General features: G+C 60.6%; 22 protein-coding genes. 15 read left to right on the forward strand and 7 right to left on the reverse strand.

Features of this window, described 5'->3' with window-relative positions; all coding sequences use genetic code 11:
• Positions 1–41: 41 nt before the first annotated feature.
• The 4 genes from kdsB (at position 42) to ACILSE_RS15115 (ending at position 4,012) form a co-directional block, all read left to right on the forward strand.
• On the forward strand, positions 42–797 hold the full coding sequence (gene kdsB / locus ACILSE_RS15100) for a 3-deoxy-manno-octulosonate cytidylyltransferase (RefSeq protein WP_395718244.1): 756 nt from the start codon (positions 42–44) through the stop codon (positions 795–797).
• A gap of 34 nt (positions 798–831) precedes the next feature.
• Complete coding sequence (locus ACILSE_RS15105) at positions 832–2,451, forward strand: CTP synthase (protein ID WP_395718245.1); 1,620 nt, start codon at positions 832–834, stop codon at positions 2,449–2,451.
• Positions 2,452–2,530: 79 nt separating this feature from the next.
• A complete protein-coding gene (locus ACILSE_RS15110) occupies positions 2,531–3,277 on the forward strand; it encodes a Bax inhibitor-1/YccA family protein (protein WP_395718246.1) in 747 nt (248 codons plus the stop codon).
• A gap of 39 nt (positions 3,278–3,316) precedes the next feature.
• Positions 3,317–4,012 carry a hypothetical protein gene (locus ACILSE_RS15115; RefSeq protein ID WP_395718247.1) on the forward strand — a complete coding sequence of 232 codons (696 nt, stop codon included), beginning with the start codon at positions 3,317–3,319 and terminating at the stop codon, positions 4,010–4,012.
• 31 nt (positions 4,013–4,043) lie between these two features.
• Here the strand turns inward: ACILSE_RS15115 and ACILSE_RS15120 are convergent, their stop codons facing one another.
• On the reverse strand, positions 4,044–5,444 hold the full coding sequence (locus ACILSE_RS15120) for an MBL fold metallo-hydrolase RNA specificity domain-containing protein (RefSeq protein WP_395718248.1): 1,401 nt from the start codon (positions 5,442–5,444) through the stop codon (positions 4,044–4,046).
• A 283-nt stretch (positions 5,445–5,727) separates the two neighbouring features.
• On the opposite strand from ACILSE_RS15120, the gene ACILSE_RS15125 reads away from it, so the two are divergent.
• The 11 genes from ACILSE_RS15125 (at position 5,728) to ybeY (ending at position 15,787) form a co-directional block, all read left to right on the forward strand.
• A complete protein-coding gene (locus tag ACILSE_RS15125; RefSeq protein WP_395718249.1) occupies positions 5,728–5,913 on the forward strand; it encodes a hypothetical protein in 186 nt (61 codons plus the stop codon).
• Positions 5,914–6,137: 224 nt separating this feature from the next.
• Positions 6,138–6,620 carry a hypothetical protein gene (locus ACILSE_RS15130; RefSeq protein ID WP_395718250.1) on the forward strand — a complete coding sequence of 161 codons (483 nt, stop codon included), beginning with the start codon at positions 6,138–6,140 and terminating at the stop codon, positions 6,618–6,620.
• Between the two features lie 123 nt (positions 6,621–6,743).
• On the forward strand, positions 6,744–7,706 hold the full coding sequence (locus ACILSE_RS15135) for a DUF808 domain-containing protein (RefSeq protein WP_395718251.1): 963 nt from the start codon (positions 6,744–6,746) through the stop codon (positions 7,704–7,706).
• 100 nt (positions 7,707–7,806) lie between these two features.
• Positions 7,807–9,147, forward strand: coding sequence for a coproporphyrinogen-III oxidase family protein (locus tag ACILSE_RS15140; RefSeq protein WP_395718252.1), 1,341 nt, complete (start codon positions 7,807–7,809; stop codon positions 9,145–9,147).
• A gap of 25 nt (positions 9,148–9,172) precedes the next feature.
• Positions 9,173–9,736 (forward strand): hypothetical protein, encoded by a 564-nt coding sequence (locus tag ACILSE_RS15145; protein WP_395718253.1) that lies wholly within the window; start codon positions 9,173–9,175, stop codon positions 9,734–9,736.
• Positions 9,737–9,785: 49 nt separating this feature from the next.
• Entirely contained in the window at positions 9,786–11,180 is a 1,395-nt protein-coding gene (locus ACILSE_RS15150) for a serine protease (RefSeq protein WP_395718254.1), read from the forward strand.
• Between the two features lie 133 nt (positions 11,181–11,313).
• Complete coding sequence (locus ACILSE_RS15155) at positions 11,314–12,129, forward strand: hypothetical protein (protein ID WP_395718255.1); 816 nt, start codon at positions 11,314–11,316, stop codon at positions 12,127–12,129.
• Between the two features lie 18 nt (positions 12,130–12,147).
• Positions 12,148–12,582, forward strand: a complete 435-nt coding sequence (locus tag ACILSE_RS15160) for a hypothetical protein (RefSeq protein WP_395718256.1) — start codon at positions 12,148–12,150, stop codon at positions 12,580–12,582.
• Complete coding sequence (locus ACILSE_RS15165) at positions 12,582–13,607, forward strand: PhoH family protein (RefSeq protein WP_395718257.1); 1,026 nt, start codon at positions 12,582–12,584, stop codon at positions 13,605–13,607. Before ACILSE_RS15160 ends, ACILSE_RS15165 begins: the two co-directional genes overlap by 1 nt.
• Positions 13,608–13,637: 30 nt before the next feature.
• Positions 13,638–15,350 carry an HD family phosphohydrolase gene (locus ACILSE_RS15170; protein ID WP_395718258.1) on the forward strand — a complete coding sequence of 571 codons (1,713 nt, stop codon included), beginning with the start codon at positions 13,638–13,640 and terminating at the stop codon, positions 15,348–15,350.
• Positions 15,350–15,787, forward strand: coding sequence for an rRNA maturation RNase YbeY (ybeY, locus tag ACILSE_RS15175; RefSeq protein ID WP_395718259.1), 438 nt, complete (start codon positions 15,350–15,352; stop codon positions 15,785–15,787). Before ACILSE_RS15170 ends, ybeY begins: the two co-directional genes overlap by 1 nt.
• Here ybeY and hisH read toward each other — a convergent pair whose 3' ends face one another.
• The 6 genes from hisH to ACILSE_RS15205 all read right to left on the reverse strand — a co-directional run bounded on the left by hisH (position 15,788) and on the right by ACILSE_RS15205 (position 23,534).
• Entirely contained in the window at positions 15,788–16,408 is a 621-nt protein-coding gene (gene hisH, locus ACILSE_RS15180; protein WP_395718260.1) for an imidazole glycerol phosphate synthase subunit HisH, read from the reverse strand. It lies immediately after the preceding gene.
• Entirely contained in the window at positions 16,408–17,004 is a 597-nt protein-coding gene (gene hisB / locus ACILSE_RS15185) for an imidazoleglycerol-phosphate dehydratase HisB (protein ID WP_395718261.1), read from the reverse strand. Before hisB ends, hisH begins: the two co-directional genes overlap by 1 nt.
• A gap of 152 nt (positions 17,005–17,156) precedes the next feature.
• Positions 17,157–18,572 carry a DUF1501 domain-containing protein gene (locus tag ACILSE_RS15190; protein ID WP_395718262.1) on the reverse strand — a complete coding sequence of 472 codons (1,416 nt, stop codon included), beginning with the start codon at positions 18,570–18,572 and terminating at the stop codon, positions 17,157–17,159.
• A 5-nt stretch (positions 18,573–18,577) separates the two neighbouring features.
• Positions 18,578–19,051 (reverse strand): hypothetical protein, encoded by a 474-nt coding sequence (locus tag ACILSE_RS15195; protein ID WP_395718263.1) that lies wholly within the window; start codon positions 19,049–19,051, stop codon positions 18,578–18,580.
• A 38-nt stretch (positions 19,052–19,089) separates the two neighbouring features.
• Positions 19,090–22,104, reverse strand: a complete 3,015-nt coding sequence (locus ACILSE_RS15200; RefSeq protein WP_395718264.1) for a DUF1553 domain-containing protein — start codon at positions 22,102–22,104, stop codon at positions 19,090–19,092.
• A gap of 14 nt (positions 22,105–22,118) precedes the next feature.
• Positions 22,119–23,534: a DUF1501 domain-containing protein gene (locus ACILSE_RS15205; protein ID WP_395718265.1), complete on the reverse strand. Its 1,416-nt coding sequence runs from the start codon at positions 23,532–23,534 to the stop codon at positions 22,119–22,121.
• Position 23,535 lies beyond the last annotated feature (1 nt).

The raw sequence follows: 23,535 nt of genomic DNA on the forward strand, positions 1-23,535 counted from the left end.
CCAGCCGTTTCATCTCAGACGAACCCGCCTGTCTCACCGCCTTGGCAACCTCAGACTCCTCCCGCACACTCGTCGCCATACCAGCCCGCTGGGGTTCCACCCGCTTCCCGGGCAAGCCGCTCCACCTCATTGCCGGGAAACCGCTGGTGCAGCACGTCTGGGAGCGCTGCCAGGACTGCAAGCAGATCGACGATGTGATCATCGCCACCGATGACGCCCGCATCGCCGAGGCGGCGGCCGGTTTCGGCGCGAAGGCCGTTTTGACCTCGCCCGACCATCCCAGCGGCACGGATCGCATCGCCGAGGCGGCGGAATCGTTCCCGGATCATCGCGTGGTCATCAATGTGCAGGGTGACGAGCCGCTCATCTCGCCCGCGCTCATCGACGAGCTGGCCTGCACGATGCGCAACGATGCCGGCATCCAAATGATCACCGCCGCCGCCCCGATTCACGATCCGGCGCAGATCACCGACGCGAACGTGGTTAAGGTCATCTTCGACACGCATGGCGACGCGCTCTATTTCTCGCGCTCGCCGCTGCCTTTCGTGCGGAATCCGGCCGCCTGGCCGCGCAGCTACCGTCACCTCGGCATCTACGGCTTCCAGCGCAGCTTCCTCTTCCAGTTCGTCGCCTGGCCGCCGTCGCGGCTGGAGCAGACCGAGTCGCTGGAGCAGCTCCGCGCGCTCGAAAACGGCACGCGCATCCGCGTGGTGCTCACCGACGAGCTCTCACCCGGCGTGGACACGCCGGAACAGGCCGCCGCCATCGAACATCATCTTCAAAAACAATCTTCTTGAACTGGGAACCGGAAACCGCGAATCGAGAACCATCATGAAATACATTTTCGTCACCGGCGGCGTTGTCAGCTCACTCGGCAAAGGCCTTGCCGCCTCCTCCCTCGGCACGTTGCTCGAACTGCGCGGCCTGCGGGTCATCATGCAGAAGTTTGACCCGTATCTGAACATCGACCCGGGCACGATGAACCCCTATGAGCACGGCGAGGTGTATGTGCTCGATGACGGCGCGGAGACGGACCTCGATCTCGGCCACTACGAGCGCTTCACACACACAAATCTCTCCAAGCTCAACAACCTCACCTCCGGCCAGGTTTATCAAAGCGTTCTCGACAAGGAGCGCGCCGGCAAATACAAGGGGCGCACCGTACAGGTCATCCCGCACGTCACCAACGAGATCAAGGCGCGTATCCATGAGGTCGCCGAGAAGATGGGCGGCGACGTCATCATCACCGAGATCGGCGGCACCGTCGGTGACATCGAGGGGCTGCCGTTCCTCGAAGCGATTCGCCAGTTTGCACAGGAGGCCGGTCCGGGGAATGTCATTTTCGTTCACGCCACGCTCGTGCCCTACATCAAGGCGGCTCAGGAACTGAAGACCAAGCCCACGCAGCAAAGCATCGCGAAGCTGCGGGAGATCGGTATCGCTCCGCACATCATCCTCTGCCGCACCGAGCATCCGCTCGACTTGGATGTGCGCGAGAAAATCTCCCTCTTCGGCAACGTGCCGATCGAGTCCGTCGTCGAGGTACGAGACGTGAAGAACACCATCTACGAGGTGCCATTGAAGCTGCATGAGGAGCGCCTCGACGACAACGTGTGCCGCCTGCTCGGCCTGAACACCCCGCAGCCGGATCTCGGTCGCTGGCGCAGCTTTGTGCAGCGTGTGATCCATCCGTCGCATCACGTCCGCATCGGCGTCGTGGGGAAATACATCGAGCTCCAGGACGCCTACAAGTCCATCTACGAAGCGCTCACCCACGCCGGTGCTGCGAACGACTGCAAGGTGGACATCGTGCGTGTCGATGCCGAGAGCATCGAAAAGGCCGGCCCGGATCTGTATCTCGCCGGATTGCAAGGAATCCTCATCCCTGGCGGTTTCGGCGACCGCGGCACGGAGGGGAAGATCAGCGCCGCCCGCTACGCGCGTGAAAAGGGCGTGCCTTACTTCGGCATCTGCCTCGGCATGCAGATCGCGGTCATCGAGTTTGCGCGCAACGTCTGCGGTTTGAAAGGCGCGACGAGCACCGAGTTCGACAAGGCCACGGAGCACCCGGTCATCAGCCTCATGGAGGAGCAGAAAAAAGTGAAGCAACTCGGCGGCACCATGCGTCTCGGCACCTGGGTGACCGATCTCGTGCCTGGAAGCAAGGCGTTCGAGCTCTACCACAGCGCCACCATCACCGAGCGCCACCGCCACCGCTACGAGTTCAACTCCGACTACAAGGAGCGGCTGGAGGAGAAGGGAATGCTCATCTCCGGCACCTCGCCGAAGGGCGACCTTGCCGAGATCATCGAACTGCCCGCGCATCCTTACTTCGTCGCCTGCCAGTTCCATCCTGAGTTCCTCAGCAAGCCGAACCACCCGCATCCGCTCTTCCACGGCTTCGTGAAGGCGGCCGTGCAGCATCACAGCACGCCTGAGCCGGCTTGTTGAGGTAAAGAGGGCGCAAAAGAGGCGGATTGACCGGCCTGCCAGATGTCTTGTAGTCTGCTGGTGAATTCCGAATCAAATCATGCGCACCTCAAATCCCGCACTCAACGAACATGTTTTTGAACGCTCCCGCAGCGGCAATCCTGCCGACGGCGTGATGACGCTCAACGGCACCGTGATTAAAACCGCCATTCTGACCCTGCTGCTCGTCACCGCAGGCAGTTGGAGCTGGAAGCTGGTTTCAGGGGCGGAAGCTCCGTCATGGTTCGGAGCCGCTTTGAAGTTTGGCTGGTTTCTTCCCTTTGGCCTGGCCCTGATCATCGGCTTCGTGCCAAAAACGGCTCCGGTGCTCGCGCCGGTCTATGCGGTGACGAAGGGTGTCCTCGTCGGCCTCGTCTCGGCCATTTTTGAGGCGCAGTTTCATGGCATCGTCCTGACCGCCGTCATGCTGACCTGCGGCATCCTTTTCGCGCTGCTGGCCGCCTATGCCACAGGATTGATCAAACCCACGGAGAACTTCAAGCTCGGCCTCTTCGCCGCCACTTTTGGCATCGCCATCTTCTACCTCGCCACCTGGGTGCTGGGCATGTTCGGCATTCAGATTCCCGGGTTGTTCGGGAATGGCTGGATTGGCATCGCCTTCTCCGGCTTTGTCGTCGTCATCGCCGCGCTGAATCTCGTGCTCGATTTCGACTTCATCGAACATGGCTGCGCCGCCGGTGCGCCGAAGCACATGGAATGGTATGCGGCCTTCGGCCTGCTCGTCACACTGGTGTGGCTCTACCTCGAAATCCTCCGCCTGCTGGCCAAGCTGCGCAGCCGCGATTGAACAACTCTCATCTTGATCTCACCAACCCGACTCCTCACCATGAAACACGTCATTCTACTCAGCCTCGTCCTTGCCAGCGCCTCGCTGCTGCGCGCCAACCCTGAAATTGCCACGGTCATCGACCAGGAATATGGCGCCGCTACCTCCGAGGGCATCCTGCTGCTGCAGTCGCCCGCGTCTTCCGGCGACCCTGATCAATGGACCGTCTATGCGCGTGATCCTTTCCGCCAGGGAGAACTCGTCCGCGCGGTGCTGAACGCTCAGAACCGGAGCTGGGCGCCCAAGGCGAACGGCGCCGGTGCCAAACTGCTCAGCCGCGTGCCGCCGCAGCCGATCGCCTTCAATCGCATCAATTTCCGCTCGTCCGACGCGCGCAAGATCGCCCAGCAGAACGCCGCGCTAGCGAAGGTGAATTTCGTCGCCGCTGCTTATCAGCTTGCCGCCAACGCCACCACCGGCGCGCCGGAATGGGGGCTCGCGCTGAACGACGCGAACGGAGCGGAGGTCGGCTTCATCGTCATTTCCGCCGAAAACGGCGCGGTCATCCACCAGCAATGGTTCAACGGCCTCTCCAGCAACGTGCCCGGCGGCCCGGCGACCTCTTCCCAGCCGGGCACTCCCGGCGAAAAAGCCGCGGATGACGTGAAGCGCACCGCGCGCCGCGCCTGGGAATGGACGGGTGACACCGGTCTCGAAGTCGGCCGCTTCTTCAAGCGCCTCTTCAGAAACGATTGAGGTGAAGCGGGCGGAGCGCCCGCATCACTGATCACAGCTCCACTTGCTGGTTCAGCACAGCCACCTCGACGCTGCCGCCCTGATGCTTCTCGTCGAGCGCAGCCTTGAGCGCCGTGGAGCGCTCCGGTTCGCCATGGACGAGGAAGATGCGGCTCTTCGGCCCCTGCACGCGGTCGAACCATCCGAGCAACTCGTCGTGGTCCGCGTGGCCTGAAAAGGAGTCGAGGATCTCGATGTCGGCATTCACCTCGAACTCGTCGCCGAGGATGTTCACCTGCTTGTACCCTTCCCGCAGCTTCCAGCCGAGCGTGTTTTCCGCGCAGTAGCCGACGAAGAGGATGATGTTGCGCTCGTTCTCCACGTTGTTGCGCAGGTGGTGCAGAATGCGGCCGGACTCCGCCATGCCGGAGGCGGACATGATGATCGCCGCGCCCTTGATGCGGTTCAGGCTCTTCGAATCATCGACGCTGCGTACGAGCTGCAAGCCTTCGAAGCCAAAGGGGTCGTTCCGCATGAAGATGGCCTCCCGAACCGAGGGCTTTAGGTCGTCGATGTGCAGGCGGAAGATTTCCGTGGCCTTCACGGCCAGCGGACTGTCCACAAACGTCGGGATGACCGGGAAGCACTCCTCATGACGGAGATGATCGAGTGTGTAGAGAAGCTGCTGTGTGCGCTCGACCGCAAAGGCCGGGATGATGAGCTTCCCGCGCTGCTGCAGGATGCGGCGGATGATGCGGCACAGATGCTCGCGCGCGTCCGTGGCCAACTCATGCTTCCGTCCGCCATAGGTGCTCTCCATGATGACGAAATCCACCTTCTCGCTCGGTTCCGCGTCGAGCAGGAGGTCGTTGCCTGGACGGCCGATGTCGCCGGAGAAGAGAAGTCGCGACTTTTTGCCCGTCTGCTTGTCGTCGATGTCCAGGATGACCTGCGCGGAGCCCAGCACGTGTCCGGCGTCGATGAAGGTCATCTTCACGCCGTCGGCGATGAACATCGGGCGGTGGTAGCCCACGGAGACAAACTGCCGCATGCACTTCTCGGCGTCCGCCATCGTGTAGCTCGGCTCCAGAAGCGGCAGCTTGTCCTGCTTTCGGTGGCGGTTCAGCCAGGAGATGTCGTTTTCATGAATGTGAGCCGCGTCCGGCAGCATGATGCTGCACAGGTCGCGCGTGGCCGGCGTGGCGAAGATGTTGCCTGCAAAGCCGCGCTTGCAGAGTTGTGGCAGGTTGCCGCTGTGGTCGATGTGCGCGTGCGAGAGCACCACCACGTCGATCTTTGTAGGATCAAAAGGGAAATCATGATTGCGCTCCAGTGCCTCCTTGCGCCGTCCTTGATACAGGCCGCAGTCCAGCAGGATGCGCTGGCCGTTGACCTCGATGAGATGCTTGGAGCCGGTGGTGGTGCCGGCGGCGCCGCAGAAGGAAAGTTTCATGGTGGGTTGGTTGGGTTGCCCGTTAGCTGCACCACTGGTGCTGCGGAATACGCGGGACGGCAAACGCTTTGCCGCCCGTCAGCGCCGGGGTTTCCTGCAAATCCACGAAAGATGCCGGCGCCAAGCTGCTCGATCGTCTTGGTCGTCATCGAGCTGATGATCCGGCCGAGGTAAACGCGTGACCGCCCGCTCGAAATGCGCATTTGAAGATTTTTCAGCCTCGCCACGTTCAAGACATGCGCCTGTCAGGGCCAACTTCAACTCAACTCACCTTCACCACTCCATGAAAACCCTCCTCACCCTCGCCACGCTCGCTTTCGCCTCCGCCACCTTTGCGGCCGAAAAATGCCCTGTCAGTGGCAAAGACGTGGACATCAACGTCAAGAGCAAGACCGCCGACGGCAAAACGGTCTATTTCTGCTGCCCGAAGTGCAAAGTGAAATACGACAAGGCCAACAAGACCAAGTAATCGCCCCTCGTTCTCTCAACTTTCACCCGACGCGGAGCCGGTCATCCCGGCTCCGCTTTTGTTTGGTCCCGACAGCCACCCAACAGGCACTCAGCCAATCGCTGAGTTCCATTCGACCGGATTCCCGCGGGTGTTCATCGGCTTCCTGATGGCGGGGAAAGCCTGGACGGCGTTTTACTTCCAGTGCGGATCGTCCGCCCGCTTTGAACTTCACCTCAAACCCTATGACTACCGAACATCGCATCATCCACCTTGTGGAGAAAAACTGGCAAAAGATCGCTGACCTCGCTATCCGGCGCGTGCAGCAGGATCCCGAGACGCCGAACTACAAGGCGCTGACCGATGAGGAACTCCGCTCCCGGGCGCATGACCTTTTGATCAACCTCGGAAGCTGGCTCGACCGCCGATATGAAGAGCTTGGCCGCGTGCGCCAGCAGGACGGCTTTCCATTGCACGAGGTGGTTTACAAGCTGCAGTTGCTGAAGCGCACCATCCTCGAACATGCGCGGGAGCAGCACCTCGAGATGAACGCCATGGAGCTCTACGCCGAGCAGGAGTTCCTCCAGCGGCTCGACCGCTTCTTTGACCGCATCATCTACCGCGTTGTAAAAGGCTACAGCGAGCAGGCGATGAATGCAGCTCCCGCTGTGAGGTCTGCGTCGGCGAGGCTCGGCACCACGGCGGAGACGGGCAAACGCGCTGCGTAGGGCCTCAGGTGCTCTCCATCGAGAATCAGCCGATGCCTGAGTTGACGTGCGGCGGCTCTGCGCCCATGCGTAGCCACCCCGCATGACTTCCCTCACGTTTCTTTCCTGCCTAGGAGGCCTCTCATGACCTCTGGACTCATCGCCTTGCTCGATGACATCACCGCGTTGGCCAAAGTCGCCGCCACCTCGCTGGATGATGCCGGTGCGATGGCCGCGAAGGCCGGTGGGAAGGCTGCGGGCATCGTCATCGACGATGCGGCGGTCACACCGCGCTATGTCGTGGGCTTGTGCGCGGATCGCGAGCTGCCCATCATCGGGAAGATCGCCAAAGGCTCGCTGAAGAACAAGCTGCTGATCCTGCTGCCGGGTGCGCTGGGGCTCAGCCTCGTCGCGCCGTGGAGCATCACGCCGCTGCTGATGGCCGGTGGGGCGTTTTTGTGCCTGGAGGGCTATCACAAGGTCATGCACCTCGTGCGTCCCGGGCATCATGAGGACAAGGGCGATGCCTCGACGGCCACCACGGCGGAGGAATTGGAGCAGGAACGCGTTTCGAGCGCCATCCGCACGGATTTCATCCTTTCGGCCGAAATCATGGCCATCACGCTCGCCGCGGTGTCCACCTCGCCGCTGTGGATGCAGGCTTTTGTGCTCGCGGTGGTCGGCCTGGGCATGACGCTGCTCGTTTACGGAGCCGTGGCACTCATCGTGAAGGCGGATGATGCCGGTGTGGCGCTGGCACGATCCGGCACGGGCCTCGTGAGCACGCTGGGCCGGGCTCTCGTGCGTGGGATGCCGGTTTTTTTGAAGGTGCTCAGCTTCGTCGGCATGATCGCCATGCTGTGGGTCGGTGGCGGCATCCTTATCCATGGATTGCATGAACTCGGCGTGCATGGACCGGAAAAGGCGGTGCATCACGCGGCGGAGGCCTTCGCGGCTCTCGTGCCCGCGATGCATGGCCTGCTCGTGTGGCTCGGCCAGGCTGGCATTGCTGCGGTGCTCGGCGTGATCGTCGGTGCCGTAGTCGATCCACTGGTGAATCACGTGCTGCAGCCGCTTTGGGCGCGTTTTCGGGCGAAGAAGGCGTGATTCAGAAAGACTCGCCCTTTCCGCCATCACTACCGATTTGCCAATCGACAGGTTTTCAAACACGGCCTAACTTCGGCTCGCGTTTCTCTTTTGTCCCCCCATGCAAACCACTTCTGAAAAGCCTGCCACGGAGAAGAAGGTCGAGAAGACCGAGGCGGGAAACTACTTTGTCTCCAATTACCCGCCGTTTTCCTTCTGGAAGCCGGATCAGGTGCATGTCGTCGAAGAAGTGCTCCAACGGCCTGCGCCGAAGGACATCCCGCTCGGCGTGTATTTCCACATCCCGTTCTGCCGCAAGCGCTGCCACTTCTGCTATTTCAAGGTGTACACCGACAAGAACGCGGGCGAGATCAAGGCCTACATCGACGCCGGCATGCGGGAGATGGAGCGCCTGTCATCGCAGCCGTATCTGAAGGGACGGAAGGCGCAGTTTGTTTATTTTGGCGGCGGCACGCCGAGTTATCTTTCCGTGCCGCAGCTCAAAGACCTCTCGGACCGCATGAAGGCGCTTGTGCCATGGGATGAGGCTGAAGAAGTCGCGTTTGAAGCCGAGCCTGGAACGCTGAACGAGGTGAAGCTCACCGGAATCCGCGAGATCGGCGTGACGCGTCTGAGCCTCGGGGTCGAGAACTTCGACGATCACATTCTGGAATCGAACGGTCGCGCTCATCGCAGCGGGGAGATCGGCAAGGCCTACAACTTCGCCCGCAGTCTCGGCTTTGAGCACATCAACATCGACCTCATCGCTGGCATGATGAATGAAACCGAGGCGAACTGGAAGGTCTGCGTGGCGAAGGCCATCGAGATGCAGCCGGATGCGGTGACAATTTACCAGATGGAGGTGCCCTACAACACCACCATGTATCAACAAATGAAGGCCGAAGGGAAGGTGACGGCCCCTGTGGCCGACTGGCAGACGAAGCGCGACTGGGTGAGCTATGCCTTCGATGAATTCCAGAAGGCCGGCTACACGGTGACGAGCGCCTACACGGTCGTGAAGGATCCGAAGCGCATCAAATTCGTCTATCGCGACTCGTTGTGGGACGGCGCGGACTTGCTGAGCTGCGGTGTGGCCTCCTTTGGCCACCTCGCCGGCGTGCATTATCAAAACCAGGCGGATGTCGGCCCTTACATGCAGGCGGTGGATGCCGGAAAGCTGCCAATCTTCCGCGCTTATGAGACCACCCACGAGGATCGCTTCGTGCGGGAGTTCATTCTCAAGCTCAAGCTCGGCCGCAGCGAGTGGGCGCACTACATTCAGAAATTCGGCGAGGATCCACGGAAGCATTTTGGCCCGCAACTCGACTATCTGGCCAAGGAGGGCTTTGCCACGCTCGACGCGGACGGCATCTCGCTGACGCGTGACGGATTGCTGCAGGTGGACCGTTTGCTGCACGACTTCTTCCTGCCGCAACACCGCCAGTATGCCCGTTACACCTGATGGAATGACGAATGAGGAATGACGAATGACGAATGTGTCCAACGAGGCTCCCAGGCAGGATGAGGACATCCTGGCACCGATCATCTTTTTTTACGGCATCGGCAGCACGCGCCCGAGGGTGACGTTTGTCGAGCCGGACCTGCTCGCCGAGCAGGAGCGCAGCCTGCTCGTGCATGAAAAGGACATGACGCCGCGACTGCGTGAATTCCACGGCTGCGAGATCGACCTCGATGTCGCAGCCCGGGCGCGCATCGGCAACTATCTCGTCCGCGCCAGCGTGCTGCACCGACGCAGCGATGGAAAACCGGTCGAATTCGGCGCGATCGGCATTCATCTCGATCTTCTGCCGGAGGAGGCACAAAGGCTCGTTTTGGAGGGCCGTGTGCCGTTCGGGGCGATCCTCGAAAAATTCGCGGTGCCGCACTCCAGCCATCCGCGCGGCTATTTCCGCATTTCTGTCGATCAACGCCTCGCGGACCTGCTCGGCGCGACGAGCGGGCAGATGCTCTTCGGGCGTTGCAACGAACTGCGCCATGGATCAGGCCGCGTGCTGGCGGATGTGGTCGAGGTTTTGCCGAGAGTGGCTTGAATTTGGTATTGCGCCTAAAAGCTGTTCTGGCTTAAAACGCCGGAAACGTATGAACCTGCAAATCAACTGCCCGTTCTGCCAGATGCTTCTGGCGATTAATCCACGTTTCGCCGGACAGCAGATGCAGTGCCCTTCCTGCCAGCAGTTGTTCATGGTGGCTCCGCCCCCGGTTCCAGTTGTTCAGGCCCGGCAGGTGTCCGCGCCTTCACCGCAGCAACGACCCGCCGCCAATCCACAACCCGGACGTGCTCCTGCCCCGCGCACAGCACCAAAAAGCACGGCCAAAACTCCGGAGGCGGCAGGTGGCGGCGGGATGGCCGCGGCGATCATGATCGGCCTGGTGCTGCTGGGTGTGGGAGTCGTCGGTGGTGGATTTTATTATCTCAACAGCGCGTTGAAAAAGCGTCAGTTGGCTGAAAAAGGCCTGGGATCGGAGATCAAGAGCCAGCTTGAGGCCAAACGTGCCGCCAACGCCAAGGTGAAGGAGGAGGAGGCCGCGAAGCGCACCGCCATGCTCACCGCGCTGCGCAAGTTCCTCACGGAGACGCTGTGCGAGGGGAATGACAAGGTGGCCGGCGAGATTATGCGTGAAGTCGAGGAAGTGGGGAAGGAGGCGGACAAGCTCTTTGCCGACGCGGACTCCAACAACGATCCGAAGGACATGGGGGCGTTCATGGCCGAGAAAATGGAGCCGCGGGTGAGTTCGAACCCGGTCATCTTCAACTGGCTTGGTGGTCGAGCATCTCCGAAGCAGTTCTGCGCCATGCTCTTTGGCCAGGAGCGTGAGACGATCAAGGAACGCGGCAAGGTGGCGGACTTCCTGATGGCCGGAAATTATGCTGGGACCGGGACTGGATTTTACATTTCGCGTGATGGATGGCTGCTGACGAACCAGCATGTGGTCAAGGACGCCACGGAGGTCGATGTGCGCGGGGGCGATGGAGTGATCCGCAAGGCCGTCGTCGTGAAGACTGATCCAGAGGGAGATGTGGCCGTATTGAAGACGAAAGAGCCGGCCTCCAAGTGGCTGTCTTTGGCAGGGACCGAGGGAGCGATGGGCGCGGCGGTCTTCACGGTGGGATTTCCAGATGCCGCGGTCCAGGGGGTGAAGCCGAAGTTCACTGACGGCCGCATCAGCAGCCTCTCGGGCATCCGTGATGATCCAGACAACTACCAGATCACCGTGCCCGTGCAGCCCGGGAACTCCGGCGGCGCTCTTGTGGATGTGAAAACCGGCGCGGTGGTCGGTTTGGTGGCATCGGTTCTGAGAGGGCGTGAAAACGTGACGTATGCGGTCAAAAGCCGTGTGGCCATGGCGCTGCTCAAGACCGTGCCCGGCTATCCTTCGAACACGGCCATCGTTCTGCCCGCCAACACAGAGATGGAGGCACTCGCCGCCGAAGTTGGCGAGGCAACCGTTTTGGTGATGACGCCGGACAAATGAGTTTTGCTTTAACCACGCATTGAATGCCCTCCTTCGGGCGTGGATTGCGCGCCATCGGTTCTCCCCCGGTCAAACCAGTTGCGACACGAGGGGATCACGGCTTGATTCCAATCGTATCAAACCCGCTTTCCACATGAAAAAACCTGTCTTTGCGTCTGCCCTCGTCGGACTGGCCCTCGGAACCCTTAATCTCACTGCCGCGCCGCAGGGCACGAAGGGGGTCGAGGAATTCGATCCGCTCGCTTTTCCGGGCAAGGTGGTCGATGACGTGGTCGTCCCGGTGCCGAGCGAGGTTTTCTCCGTGCTCGACAAGCTTGGGGAACCGAACTGGCGTGCCGAACTGCGCAAGGCTGAAATCCCGACGACCAGCGACCGCACGAAGCTCTCGCTGCTCTTTGGCTACACCGTGGCGGAGGGCTTTGTGGCTGTGGAGGCGGAGGACAAGGACGCGGTGAAAGATCTCGGACGAGATGTGATCGACCTCGCCAAAAGCCTCGGCCTGAGCAAATCCGTGCTGCCGCACGCGCAGAGCATCCTGGACGCCGCCGACAAATCGAACTGGAGCGCCATCCGCAAGGAGTTCGACCAGACGCAGAAAACCGTGCGCGACACGATGGAGCAGATGAAGGACATCGACCTCTCGCAGTGCGTCAGCCTCGGCGGCTGGCTGCGTGGCACCGCCTCGGTGACTTCGGTGGTCAAAAAGAGCTTCTCCGCCGACCGTGCCGAGCTGCTGAACCAGCCGATGCTCGTGGAGCATTTCGTGAGCACCATCGAAAAAATGCCCGCCAGCACCCGCGATCACGACGTGGTGAAGTCCATCCGCAAGGGACTCGGCTCCGTGCTTCAGCAGATGGAGGGCGCGGTGGACGGCTTCTCGAAGGACGCCGTCTCCGAGATCGGCAAGACCTGCGACAGCCTGCTGGCGGAGATCCTCGCGAAGAAATAAACCGTGACCGCCTTTCCCATGAATTCATCCTTTGCAAAAACCGCCTTTGCCGTGCTGGCCCTCGCCCTGGCCACGCTGGTGCATGCGACGGTGGACGAGTCGCATGATTTCGCGATGGAGGCTGCCATGCCGTTTGTCGAGCAGGGCTTCATCGTGCGCGAAGACTACTGGAACGGCGAGGTGAAGAGCGGCCAGAAGCTCATGATCACGCACCAGCTCTTCAAAGGCAACGAATACGCCTTCTGGCTCGGCACGGCGAACGAGGGCGTGGCGCTCGACATGAAGGTTTTCGATGAGAAAGGCCAGCCGGTGCAGATCAACGCGAAGGCGGACAAGTTTTTTATGAGCGTGCGCGTGAATCCGCCGAAGACCGGCACCTACCGCATCGTCTTCGAGCTGAAGTCGAAGAAGGAGCCCAGCGTGATGTGGGCGCTGGCGTATGGATACCGCTGATGCCCGTCGAAACGCTCACCTACGAGACGCCGCAGTTTCTGCAGAAGCTGATTGGCAATGACCTCGGCAGTCTGCGGCTGGTGGCGGAGGTTTTTGGCGTGGCTTTGACCAGCCGTGAAGGTTGGGTGCGGATCGAAGGCGACGCGGACAAAATCGCCTCCGCCCGCGAGGTGTTTGTGCAGCTCGAACGAGTGCGCCGTCAAGGCGGCGAGATCACCCCGGGCATGGTCCGTCTCGTCACCGAAGGAGTGCAACGAGAGACCGGTGACGCGCCTGCTGAGGCGATCATGCAGCTCAAGATGCTCGGTTCCGGCAAGCGTCCTGCGGTTCTGGCGAAAACACGCGGCCAAATCGCTTACGTCCAGGCCATGCGCGAGTGCGAGGTCGTCTTTGGCATCGGTCCTGCCGGCACGGGCAAAACTTACCTCGCCATGGCTCAAGGATTGCACTGGTTGAAGGAAAAAGCCGTGCAGCGGCTCGTGCTGACCCGTCCGGCCGTCGAGGCGGGCGAGGCGCTCGGCTTCCTGCCGGGTGATCTGAAGGAGAAGATCTTTCCCTACCTTCGTCCGCTCTACGACGCGCTCTACGACATGCTCGAACCCGAGGAGGCAGAGCGCCTCATCGAGCGTGGCAGCATCGAGATCGCGCCGCTGGCCTACATGCGCGGCCGCACCTTGAAGAACGCCTTCATCATTCTCGATGAAGCGCAGAACACGACCACCGAGCAGATGCTGATGTTCCTGACCCGCCTCGGCGATGGAGCGCGGTGCGTCGTCACGGGCGACCCCTCGCAGGTGGACCTGCGCCGTCATGTGAAATCAGGCCTCAGGGAGGCCGTCGAGCTGCTTCAGGATGTGGAAGGCGTCAAATTTGTGGCATTTGCTCCAAAGGACATCGTTCGCCTGCCGGTCGTGCAGCGTATCATCGAGGCTTATCAGGCCGGTCGCAGCCAGAATTCTGTGCCACAACGGCCCAAGTCGGGTGAAGGCGAGGGGAAAGCTCCTTGTCCGACCCGGGATGTGTGATAGGCTCAGTTCCACTTTCGCCCACAAATCATGTTCGAGTCCATTCGTCGTGCCCGCTTGCAACGCGAAGGGCTTTCTTGCGGCAAAACCCGCCGGAAGCACCAGGAGGGCGATCTTTTCGACGAGATGCGCACCCATCCCGCAGGGACGGTCGGTGTCTATGTCCTCTTCTTCGCCGGTGTCGCTGTTTTGATGCGCCTGGGAACCTTGGTGGAGGACGGGCTGCCAGCCCTGAGCTGGCTGCATGCCTTATTTGCCGCCGCCATTGGCTTTGCGATGGTTTCGCACGAGCGCGTGGCATTGCGGGAACAAATTTCCGACAACAGCATCCTCCTCCTCGTCCTGGGGATAATCCTGATGCACATCGCCCTGATCGTGCTGATGCTGGACATGTCCGCAGGCCTGAGCTGGGGCAAGACGCTGAAGGCTGTCGTTCTGCCGCATGCCTTTGGTCCGCTCGTGCTTTCGGTGATTCTTGGCCGGCGCATCGGCCTCTTCGCGGCGATTTATGCCACCCTCTTTGGCGTGCTCGTTTGCATCTCAGTTTCAGCGCCGACTTTTCTGGCCACCTCGGCCTTGATCGGTTTCACCGGCGTGCTGCTCACGAAGCGTGTCCGCCGCCGCAACCGTCTCTTCATGGCCGGACTTTATGTGGGCCTTGTCGCGATGGCTTTCTCGCTGCTCCTGCATGAGGCCGCGGGTGTCATCATGGATGAGAAAATCAGCCGCATGGTGGGCCTGCCGCTCATCATCGGCATCGTCACGGGGATGGTGGTCGGTGGACTGCTGCCGGTGCTGGAGAGCGTCTTTGGCGTCACGACAGATGTCACCTGGCTGGAATTGGGCGATCTGAACCATCCGCTTATGCGTCGTCTGAGCATCGAGGCTCCGGGCACTTATCATCACAGCCTCGTGGTGGCGAATCTATCCGAAGCGGCCGCCGAAACCATCGGTGCGGGCGCGAACATGTGCCGTGTGTGCTCCTACTTCCACGACATCGGGAAACTCAGCAAGCCGGAGTACTTCATCGAGAACATGGACCCTGCGGCCAATCCGCACGAGGACCTCACGCCGCGCATGAGCGCGCTCGTCATCATCGCGCATGTCAAAGATGGAGTCGATCTCGCCATCAAGCACAACCTCAACTCGCGCATCATCGACGTCATCGAGCAACATCACGGCACCTCGCTCGCCTACTATTTCTATCGTCAGGCGCTCGATCACAAGACCGAGCAGGAGCGTCTCGTGAAGCTCGGCAAGGTGAAGGAGGACGACGTCCAGCAGGTCAGCGAGGAAACCTTCCGCTATCCGGGTCCAAGGCCGCAGTTCAAGGAATCCGCCATCATCTCCCTCGCAGACGCGGTCGAGAGCGCCTCACGCACGCTGGAAAAGCCCAACGCCTCGCGCATTGAGACGATGATTGACGAGATCGTGCAGGCCCGCATGGCGGACGGCCAGCTTGATGAGTGCGACCTCACCATCGCCGAACTCGCGAAGATTAAGGCCAGTTTTGCCAAGACCCTGCTCAGCATGATGCACGGCCGCATCAAGTATCAGAAGGCCGTGGAGGCCAGGCCGGCTGTCGTAGCCGCCGTCGAGGCCAAACCGCGGCTCGCTGCCGATGACGAGCCTGTGATCGCCGCCAGCACCGGCAACATCGTCGAAGCCTCTTTCTCCTCGCCTTTGACCGAGCAGCCGGCTGTGGTCAAGAAGCCCCGCGGCCGCAAAACTTCCGCTGCGTGATGCTGCCAAAGCTAAGCATCTACAACCGCCAGCGCGGACACAAAATCGCCCTCCCTTGGCTGCGCAAAATTGGAGCCGCCGCGATGCCCGCGTGCGTTGCGGCGATCCGGTCCTCCGAGGCTCCGCTCTCCGACATGCCGTTGGTCGAGGTCTCCATCGTCAGCGACAAGGAGATCGCCCGTGTGCATGGCGAGTTCCTCGATGATCCCACGCCCACCGACGTCATCACCTTCCACCATGGCGAAATCCTCATCAGTGCCGACACTGCGGATCGCCAGGGCAGGGAGCATTCGCAACCCTTCGACCACGAGATCGCCCTCTACCTCGTTCATGGCCTTCTTCATCTCGCAGGATGGGACGATCACGAAAAGAAGGATGCCCGCGAGATGGCCCTGCGGCAAAGCGCGATCCTGCGCGATGCCTTGAAGGCCGTTTGATTACTGCTCCAGCACCTTCAGCGCGTTGCGCAGCAGGGTAAGACCGGCTTCCTGGCTCTTTTCCGGGTGAAACTGCACCGCGACGAGATTTTTCTTCGCGATGCCGCTGATGAAGCTCACGCCGTAATCCGTGCGGCACAGCGCCAGCGATTCATCCTGCACCTCGGGGTAATAGGAGTGAACGAAATAGATGTAAGTCGGGTTTGGCAGGCCGTTCCAAACCGCTGACTGGCTCGTTTCCCACCGTGCCACGTTCCAACCCATGTGCGGGATCTTCAGACCGCTGGCGGCATCGAATTTACGCACTTTGCCAGCCACCGCGCACAAGCCCTCGACACCCGGACATTCCTCGCTGCTCTCAAACAGGAGCTGGTAGCCCAGGCAGATACCGAGATACGGCTTCTTCGCCTTCAACCAGGCCCGCAGCGGCTCCCACAGCCCTGTTTCCTTCAAAATGCGCACGGAATCACCGAACGCGCCCTGTCCGGGAAACACTAGCACGTCGATGCCGTCGAAGTCCTCTGGCTTCGTCACGAGATTCGCATGCGCTCCGATGGCTTCGAACGCATTCAACACGCTGCGCAGATTTCCTGCGCCATAATCAAGCACGCCGAGTTTCATCAGAGAACGTCCTTCGTGCTTGGGATGCCGGTGACGCGTGGATCAAGCTTGGTGGCGGCATCCAATGCGCGTGCGAGGCCTTTGAAGATCGCCTCTGCCATGTGATGAGCATCGCGTCCGCGGCGGATTTCGACGTGCAACGTCGCCAGCAGGCTCGAGGCGAAGGCACGCAGGAATTCCTCAACGAGTTGGTAGCTGAAGCGGTTCACGCCGCCGATCGCTTCGACATTCTCAGGCGCGTGATAGCTCAAGAAGGATCGACCACTAAGGTCGAGCGCGACTTCGGCCAGCGTCTCGTCCATCGGCAGCAGCCAGAAGCCATAGCGCACGATGCCCGCCTTGTTCCCCAGCGCCTCACGGAAACAGTTGCCCAGCACGATGCCGGTGTCCTCGACTGTGTGGTGGTAATCCACCTGAATGTCACCCACGACTTTCACCTTGAGGTCAAACAGGCCGTGCTTGGAGAACAACGTCAGCATGTGGTCAAAGAACGGCACTCCTGTGTCGATCTGCGATTTGCCGTTCCCATCGACATTGAGTTCGATCTCAATGTCCGTCTCGGCGGTTTTGCGGTGCTGCTTGGCGGTTCTGCTCATGTGAAGCGAATGAACACTCTTTACGCGAGAGAGCAAGCGGCACGACGGGTGGAAGAATGACGAAACCAGAATGGCGAATGACGAATGAATGCCCAAGTCCCAAGGACTGCTGGACTTCGGCATTCCTCATTCTGGTTTCGTCATTCTCGCCGTCAGGCGAGCAAACCCTTCACCAGCTTTCCATGCACATCTGTGAGGCGATAACGCCTCCCCTGGAACTTGTAGGTCAGCCGTTCATGGTCGATGCCGAGCAGGTGCATGAGCGTGGCGTGGAAATCGTGGATGTGCAGGCCGTCCTTGACCGTGTTGTAGCCAAATTCATCCGTCTCGCCATACACCGAGCCCGCCTTGATGCCGCCACCGGCAAACCACGCACTGAAGCAGCGCGGATGATGATCGCGGCCGAAATTCGTGCTGATCTTGCCCTGACAATACGCCGTGCGGCCAAACTCGCCGCCCCAGACAACCAGCGTGTCATCCAGCATGCCGCGTTGCTTGAGATCCTTCACCAATGCCGCAGCCGGTCTGTCGGTTTCTTTGCAAAGTCTTGGCAGTGCACCCGGCAGACCGCCGTGATGATCCCAGTCCTGATGGTAGAGCTGGATGAATCGCACGCCTTTTTCCGCTAGGCGACGTGCTTGCAGGCAGTTAGCCGCAAACGTCCCCGGTGTCTTCACATCGGGGCCGTAGCTGTCTAGCACATGCTGCGGCTCGCTACTGAGGTCGGTCACTTCCGGAATGCTCGTCTGCATGCGGAAAGCCATCTCGTAATGATCGATGCGATTCTGAATCTCCGCGTCCGGTGTTCCGGCAAACTGATGCTCATGCAGCTCCTTCAGTCGATCCAGCATTAGCCTGCGACTATCCGCGCTCACACCCGCCGGATTGCCGAGATACAGCACTGGATCCTTCGCCGCACGGAACAGCACGCCTTGGTGCTTTGTCGGCAAAAAGCCGCTGCCCCACAGATGCGATCCCAGCGGCTGCCCACCCTTGCCCTTCGTGATCAGCACGGTGAACGATGGCAGATTCGCATTCTCTGCTCCAAGACCATAACTCAGCCACGACCCAAAACTGGGTCGTCCCGCGATCTGTGATCCCGTTTGGAAAAACGTCACTCCGGGGCCGTGATTGATCGACTCCGTGAACATCGACCGCGCCACGCAGATGTCGTCCGCGATGCTCGCCGTGTGCGGCAGCAACTCGCTGAACCATCCACCCGCCTGCCCATGCTGCGTGAACTTGAAAGGCGATCCCACCATCGGAATCGACGATTGATTCCCCGACATCCCCGTCAACCGCTGCCCACCGCGCACCGAATCCGGCAGTTGCTCGCCGTTCCGCTGATTAAGCAGAGGCTTGTAATCGAACAAGTCGAGATGCGACGGCCCGCCCGACATGAATAGGTAGATGATGCGCTTGGCCTTCGGTGCAAAGTGGGTGCCGCCCAACACGCCATGGTCCGCAGGTGACGCGGCTTTCGCTAGCATCTCATTCAAAGCGATACCGCCGAGGCCCAAACCAAAACGATTCAGGAAGGTGCGGCGGTCGAGATTAAAGTGGGGCATAGCGATTACTCTTTGGCGATTTTAATTTTGCCCATCAGTCGTCGGCCACCAGACTGCGTCGTAGCCAATGGCGTGCCCGTCATTCGCTTTTCTTCATGCTGAATGTTTTTGGTCGAGCTTGAGGCATCCTGCGAAGGTGGTGGCGGAATGGGCGTTCCGGTGGTTCGGCAGCTCGGAATGCAAAGAGAAGTCAGTGCCGCGATAATAGTAGCCAGCCACCGAGGCAGCAATGAAGTCGATTGAATCTTTAGCCATGATTCAGCATCCACATGCCGCGCGTCTATCCGGGCAACGTAGCTGATGCATTTCCGTGTATTGCCTGGGGAAAGAACTTCGTGCTGCTCTTTTGGAGTCATTGCCGAAAGATTGTGGACGTGAAGTTGGCAATGCTCGCAGTAGCGCTTCTTCTCATCGCCTTTCATTTTGTCCCAGCTTGCAGGGCAGGGCTTCTCAATCGCGGGAACGAATCGTGAGTTCATGAATCTGATGATAAATATTTTGTGTTACAAAGCCAAGCTCAACGTTTCACCACGCAGGCGTCATGATTCATCAAAGCCTGCGCCAGAACAGCCGCCGCAGCCGCTTCAGGGACCGGAACAGAGCTGACCCGCTTGGCGTTCCCCGTTTTCAGCAGTTCCTCGGCTTCCTTTGGCACCGCTTTGAAATGAGCGAGCTGTTCCTGGTAAAGCTGCGTGCATATTTGGGCTTCCTTCGCATCGGGCTTGCGGCTCAGGCAGCGCAGGAAGCCGAGCTCGATCATCTTGGGCAGGTCGCCCTTTGTTTCGAGATGCAGCTTCTCGCCGAGCACGCGTGCGGCTTCGACATATTGAACACCGTTGAGCATGATGAGCGCCTGGAGCGGTGAATCGGTGCGCTCGCGCCTCGAAATGCACACGGCACGTCGTGGCGCATCAAAGGCGACCATGGCCGGTGGCGGGCTGGTGCGGCGCCAGCTCAAGTAGAGGCTGCGGCGATAGACGGTGTCGCCAGCGCCAGGAGTCACAGGCTTGAAGGCCTCGGACATTTCATAGGCATGCACGGGTGGGCCGCCCAGCGTGAGTTTGATCAAGCCTGCGGCAGCCAAGGCGTTGTCGCGAATCACCTCCGCGGGCAGGCGGAAGCGTGGACCACGGGCCAGCCATTGGTTTTCGGGATCGTCTGCCATCGTTTTGGCATCGGCGAAGCTGTTTTGGCGATAGACCTGGCTCGTCACGATCTCCTTCACCAGCGCCTTCACATCCCAGCCGCTCTGGATGAACTTCATGGCGAGATAATCGAGCAACTCGGGATACAACGGCCTCTCACCCTGGCTGCCGAAGTCTTCCGTCGTCTTCACCAAGCCGCGACCGAACAGGCTCTGCCACAGGCGGTTCACCGTGACTCGCGCCATGAGCGGATGATCCGGCGCGGTGAGCCATTGTGCGTAGCCGAGGCGGTTCTTCGGCGCTCCTTTGGGAAACGGTGACAGCGCAGCAGGAGTCGTGGGGCCGACTTCTTCGCCGCGCTTGTCATACTCGCCACGCGTGAGCACGTAGGCCTTCTTCGGCTGCGGCAGCTCCTTCATGACCATCAGCTCCTTCTGCGCATCCTGAAACGCGAACAGCTCTGCACGCGCTTTTTGCAGCTCGGTGTTTGTTTCTGCGGTCACATCACGGCCAAAGACGCGAAAATCATCGATCATCCCGCCTTTGAAGCCGCGATCCCGCATGCGTTCGCCGAGGCTGATGTTGTCATGACCGCCGCCAGCGATGGTTTTCGTCAGGTTGTCTTTGATGACATCCACAGCGGCCCGTTTGCCATCGAGGAGGATTTTCAAGCCCTCCGCCCGGCTGCTGCCGTCATAGGTCACGATCACATGCAGCCACTGCTTCAGCGGAATGTTCTCCTTGGTGCGGATGCTGATCGCATTCCCCGGCCAGAAGTGAATCAGCGACCACTTGAGCTTTCCTTCCTCAATCAGCAGTTCGTAGCCGCGGCTCGCTGCATCTGTCCAGGCCTGTGAGCGATGAAATACCACTGCACGCTCCTTCACATCCGGCGTTTGCATCCACAACGACACGCTGAAGGGCTCATGGCGCTGGAAATTGCCGAGCGGCGTGTCCACCGCGTCGTCGCCGGTGAATTGGATCGCGTTGCCGAGCTTGCCGGGCACCAGCTTGTTCTCGCCTTTCAGCACAGCGGCGGGATCAGGCGGCCCTTTGTCCTTCGGGTCCTTCTTGGGCTGCGGTGGAGGTGCGGCATGCAGCGAATCGGCTAGCTTGTTGCCCTTCAATTCATCAAACGTGAAGTGAGCCAGTTGGCCTTCCAGTGATGCGGGCACTCCGGCCCGCAGTTCGAGCGTCGTGCGGGCAGGAGTGCCCGCATCACTTCGAGTTTTCTCCAACTGAGTGACCTTGGCCTTCTGCGCCGCCATTTTGTCCTTGGCGGGCTGATCCATCAGCATCATCGCCGGAGTCGGCGGCGAGGGCGTGAAGAAGGAATACAAGCCGGCCTCGTCGATGTTCTGCAGCATCGAGAAGAGCCCGTAATAGTCCTTCTGCGTGATCGGATCATACTTGTGATCGTGACAGCGAGAGCACTCGAAGGTCAGGCCGAGAAAGGCTGTCGCCACGGTCTGCACGCGGTCGGCGACGTATTCGACGCGATACTCCTCCTCCACGCTGCCGCCTTCGTTTTCCTGCTGATGCAGGCGGTTAAAGGCGGTCGCCAGCACTTGCTCATCCGTCGGATTCGGCAGCAGATCACCCGCGAGCTGCCAGGTCACGAATTTGTCATACGGCAGGTTGTCATTGAACGCCTTCACCACCCAGTCGCGCCAGGGCCAGACCTCGCGTTCGCGATCCACCTGAAAGCCGTAGCTGTCGGCGTAGCGCGCCACGTCCAGCCAGTCCACCGCCATGCGTTCGCCGTAGTGTGGTGATGCGAGGAGACGCGTGATGAGCTGTTGAAGACTCGCGTCTGGATCAAATCGGTGCTCTGCGACGAACGCGGTGACTTCCTCTGGTGAGGGCGGCAAGCCGGTAAGGTCGAAACTCAAACGACGAATCAAAGTCTCCGGTGTCGCTTCGGGTTGGAGCTTCAAACCGCGCTCTATCAGGCCAGCGCTGACGATCTTGTCGATGCTTTGATCCTTGGTCGCCTCTGGCTTCAACGGAATGAAGGCCCAATGCGCCTCATACTCCGCGCCTTCGTTGATCCACTGCTTCAGGATGGCGATTTCATCTGCCGTCAGGTCGCCGAGCTTCGATTTGGCCGGAGGCATGTGGTCGTCGACATCCGTGGTGAGGATGCGCTGGATCATCTCGCTCACCTCCGCTTTGCCCGGCACGAACGCCTTTGCTTCCACGGCTGCGTCGCGCTCATCCAGTCGCAAATCGGCCTCGCGCTTCTTCAGATCGGGTCCGTGGCAGAAGAAGCACTTGTCCGAGAGGATCGGGCGCACATCGCGATTGAACTTCACCTTGGCAGGAGCCGCCGAAAGAGAAGTCGTGAGCGATAACAGGAATAGAGAGACAAAAAGGCCGCGCGTCATGGCTGTTAAGTATCTCACGCAAACACCGCCTTCACCACCTTCGGATTCTCCACGCCGGTGAGGCGCTGATCGAGGCCTTGGAACTTGAAAGTGAGCCGCTCATGATCGAGTCCCGCCGCCGCGAGGATCGTCGCGTGCAAATCGTGCACGCTCACTTTGTCGATGGCCGCTTTGAAGCCGATCTCGTCGGTTTCGCCGTGGTGGTAGCCGCCTTTCACGCCGCCGCCGCACATCCAGACGGTGAAGGCATGCGGATTGTGATCACGGCCGGGTTGCGCGCCCTTTTGCGCGATGGGAAGACGACCAAACTCACCGCCCCAGACGATCAGCGTCTGATCCAGCAGTCCGCGCTGCTCCAGATCACTGATCAGCGCCGCCACCGGCTGGTCGCTCTCATTGGCGAAGCCGCGATGGTTGCCGAGGATGTCCTTGTGTCCATCCCAGCTCTGCTGGTTCTCCATGCCGCCGCTGTAGATCTGGATGAAGCGCACGCCGCGCTCCACCATGCGCCGCGCGGTGAGGCACTGCTTCGCAAAGTGGCCACAATGCTTCTCATTCACGCCATAGAGCTTCTGGATGTGCTCCGGCTCGTCCTTGAGCGCGAAAGCCTCCGGCGCGGCCGTTTGCATGCGATAAGCCAGCTCGAAGCTCTCGATGCGTGCGTTCAGTTCGCTCTCGATAGCCGATCCGGCGAGCGATTCGCGATTCAGCCGCGCCATGAGATCGAGTTGCGCGCGCTGACGCTGCGGAGAGAGCGACGCAGGCACCGCCAGATTGTCGATCGGTGCACCACTCGGCTTCAGCCACGTGCCTTGATACACACTCGGCAAAAAACCCGCGCCCCAGTTTGCCGCGCTGCCTTTGGGCAGGCCGCGATTCAGTGGATCGCTCATCACGACAAAGCTGGGCAGCGAATCGCTCTCGCTGCCGAGGCCGTAGTTCACCCACGAGCCCACGCACGGGTAGCCCATGCGCGTGGTGCCCGTGTTCATCATGAAAAGAGCGGGCGAGTGGTTGTTCGACCCCGTCCAGCAACTGTGGATGAAGCACATCTTATCCACATGCATCGCCGTCTTCGGAAACAGGTCGCTACACCACGTGCCGCTCGCGCCGTGTTGCTTGAACTCGAACGGCGACTTCATCAAGCCACCCACGGAGCCAGGAAAGAAACCCGTCTTCGGATCAAATCCCTCCAGCGTCTGCCCATCCCGCTTCGCGAGTTCCGGCTTGTAATCCCAAGTATCAACTTGTGACGGCCCGCCATTGGTAAAGATCCAAATGATCGACTTCGCCTTGCCTCCGACCTGCATCGGCACCTTCGGCGCGAAGGGGCTTTTCGCCGCTTCGAGCATCGAAGCGAACGCCAGCATGCCAAAACCACCGCCCGCGCGGGCGAGCATGTCACGACGAGAGTAAGTGGATGTGTTCATA

Origin of the sequence: Prosthecobacter sp., assembly GCF_044236155.1 — a bacterium.
GTDB lineage: Bacteria > Verrucomicrobiota > Verrucomicrobiia > Verrucomicrobiales > Verrucomicrobiaceae > Prosthecobacter.

Bases quoted from the DNA above. Each gene is read 5' to 3' on its own strand.
- ACILSE_RS15190 (WP_395718262.1), bottom strand. From the start codon at position 18,572: ATGCCCCACTTTAATCTCGACCGCCGCACCTTCCTGAATCGTTTTGGT.
- ACILSE_RS15110 (WP_395718246.1), top strand. From the start codon at position 2,531: ATGCGCACCTCAAATCCCGCACTCAACGAACATGTTTTTGAACGCTCC.
- ACILSE_RS15135 (WP_395718251.1), top strand. From the start codon at position 6,744: ATGACCTCTGGACTCATCGCCTTGCTCGATGACATCACCGCGTTGGCC.
- ACILSE_RS15150 (WP_395718254.1), top strand. From the start codon at position 9,786: ATGAACCTGCAAATCAACTGCCCGTTCTGCCAGATGCTTCTGGCGATT.
- ACILSE_RS15170 (WP_395718258.1), top strand. From the start codon at position 13,638: ATGTTCGAGTCCATTCGTCGTGCCCGCTTGCAACGCGAAGGGCTTTCT.
- ACILSE_RS15140 (WP_395718252.1), top strand. From the start codon at position 7,807: ATGCAAACCACTTCTGAAAAGCCTGCCACGGAGAAGAAGGTCGAGAAG.
- ACILSE_RS15160 (WP_395718256.1), top strand. From the start codon at position 12,148: ATGAATTCATCCTTTGCAAAAACCGCCTTTGCCGTGCTGGCCCTCGCC.
- ACILSE_RS15115 (WP_395718247.1), top strand. From the start codon at position 3,317: ATGAAACACGTCATTCTACTCAGCCTCGTCCTTGCCAGCGCCTCGCTG.
- ACILSE_RS15105 (WP_395718245.1), top strand. From the start codon at position 832: ATGAAATACATTTTCGTCACCGGCGGCGTTGTCAGCTCACTCGGCAAA.
- hisB (WP_395718261.1), bottom strand. From the start codon at position 17,004: ATGAGCAGAACCGCCAAGCAGCACCGCAAAACCGCCGAGACGGACATT.
- ACILSE_RS15165 (WP_395718257.1), top strand. From the start codon at position 12,582: ATGCCCGTCGAAACGCTCACCTACGAGACGCCGCAGTTTCTGCAGAAG.
- ybeY (WP_395718259.1), top strand. From the start codon at position 15,350: ATGCTGCCAAAGCTAAGCATCTACAACCGCCAGCGCGGACACAAAATC.
- ACILSE_RS15125 (WP_395718249.1), top strand. From the start codon at position 5,728: ATGAAAACCCTCCTCACCCTCGCCACGCTCGCTTTCGCCTCCGCCACC.
- ACILSE_RS15205 (WP_395718265.1), bottom strand. From the start codon at position 23,534: ATGAACACATCCACTTACTCTCGTCGTGACATGCTCGCCCGCGCGGGC.
- ACILSE_RS15195 (WP_395718263.1), bottom strand. From the start codon at position 19,051: ATGAACTCACGATTCGTTCCCGCGATTGAGAAGCCCTGCCCTGCAAGC.
- hisH (WP_395718260.1), bottom strand. From the start codon at position 16,408: ATGAAACTCGGCGTGCTTGATTATGGCGCAGGAAATCTGCGCAGCGTG.
- ACILSE_RS15155 (WP_395718255.1), top strand. From the start codon at position 11,314: ATGAAAAAACCTGTCTTTGCGTCTGCCCTCGTCGGACTGGCCCTCGGA.
- ACILSE_RS15130 (WP_395718250.1), top strand. From the start codon at position 6,138: ATGACTACCGAACATCGCATCATCCACCTTGTGGAGAAAAACTGGCAA.
- ACILSE_RS15200 (WP_395718264.1), bottom strand. From the start codon at position 22,104: ATGACGCGCGGCCTTTTTGTCTCTCTATTCCTGTTATCGCTCACGACT.
- ACILSE_RS15120 (WP_395718248.1), bottom strand. From the start codon at position 5,444: ATGAAACTTTCCTTCTGCGGCGCCGCCGGCACCACCACCGGCTCCAAG.
- ACILSE_RS15145 (WP_395718253.1), top strand. From the start codon at position 9,173: ATGACGAATGTGTCCAACGAGGCTCCCAGGCAGGATGAGGACATCCTG.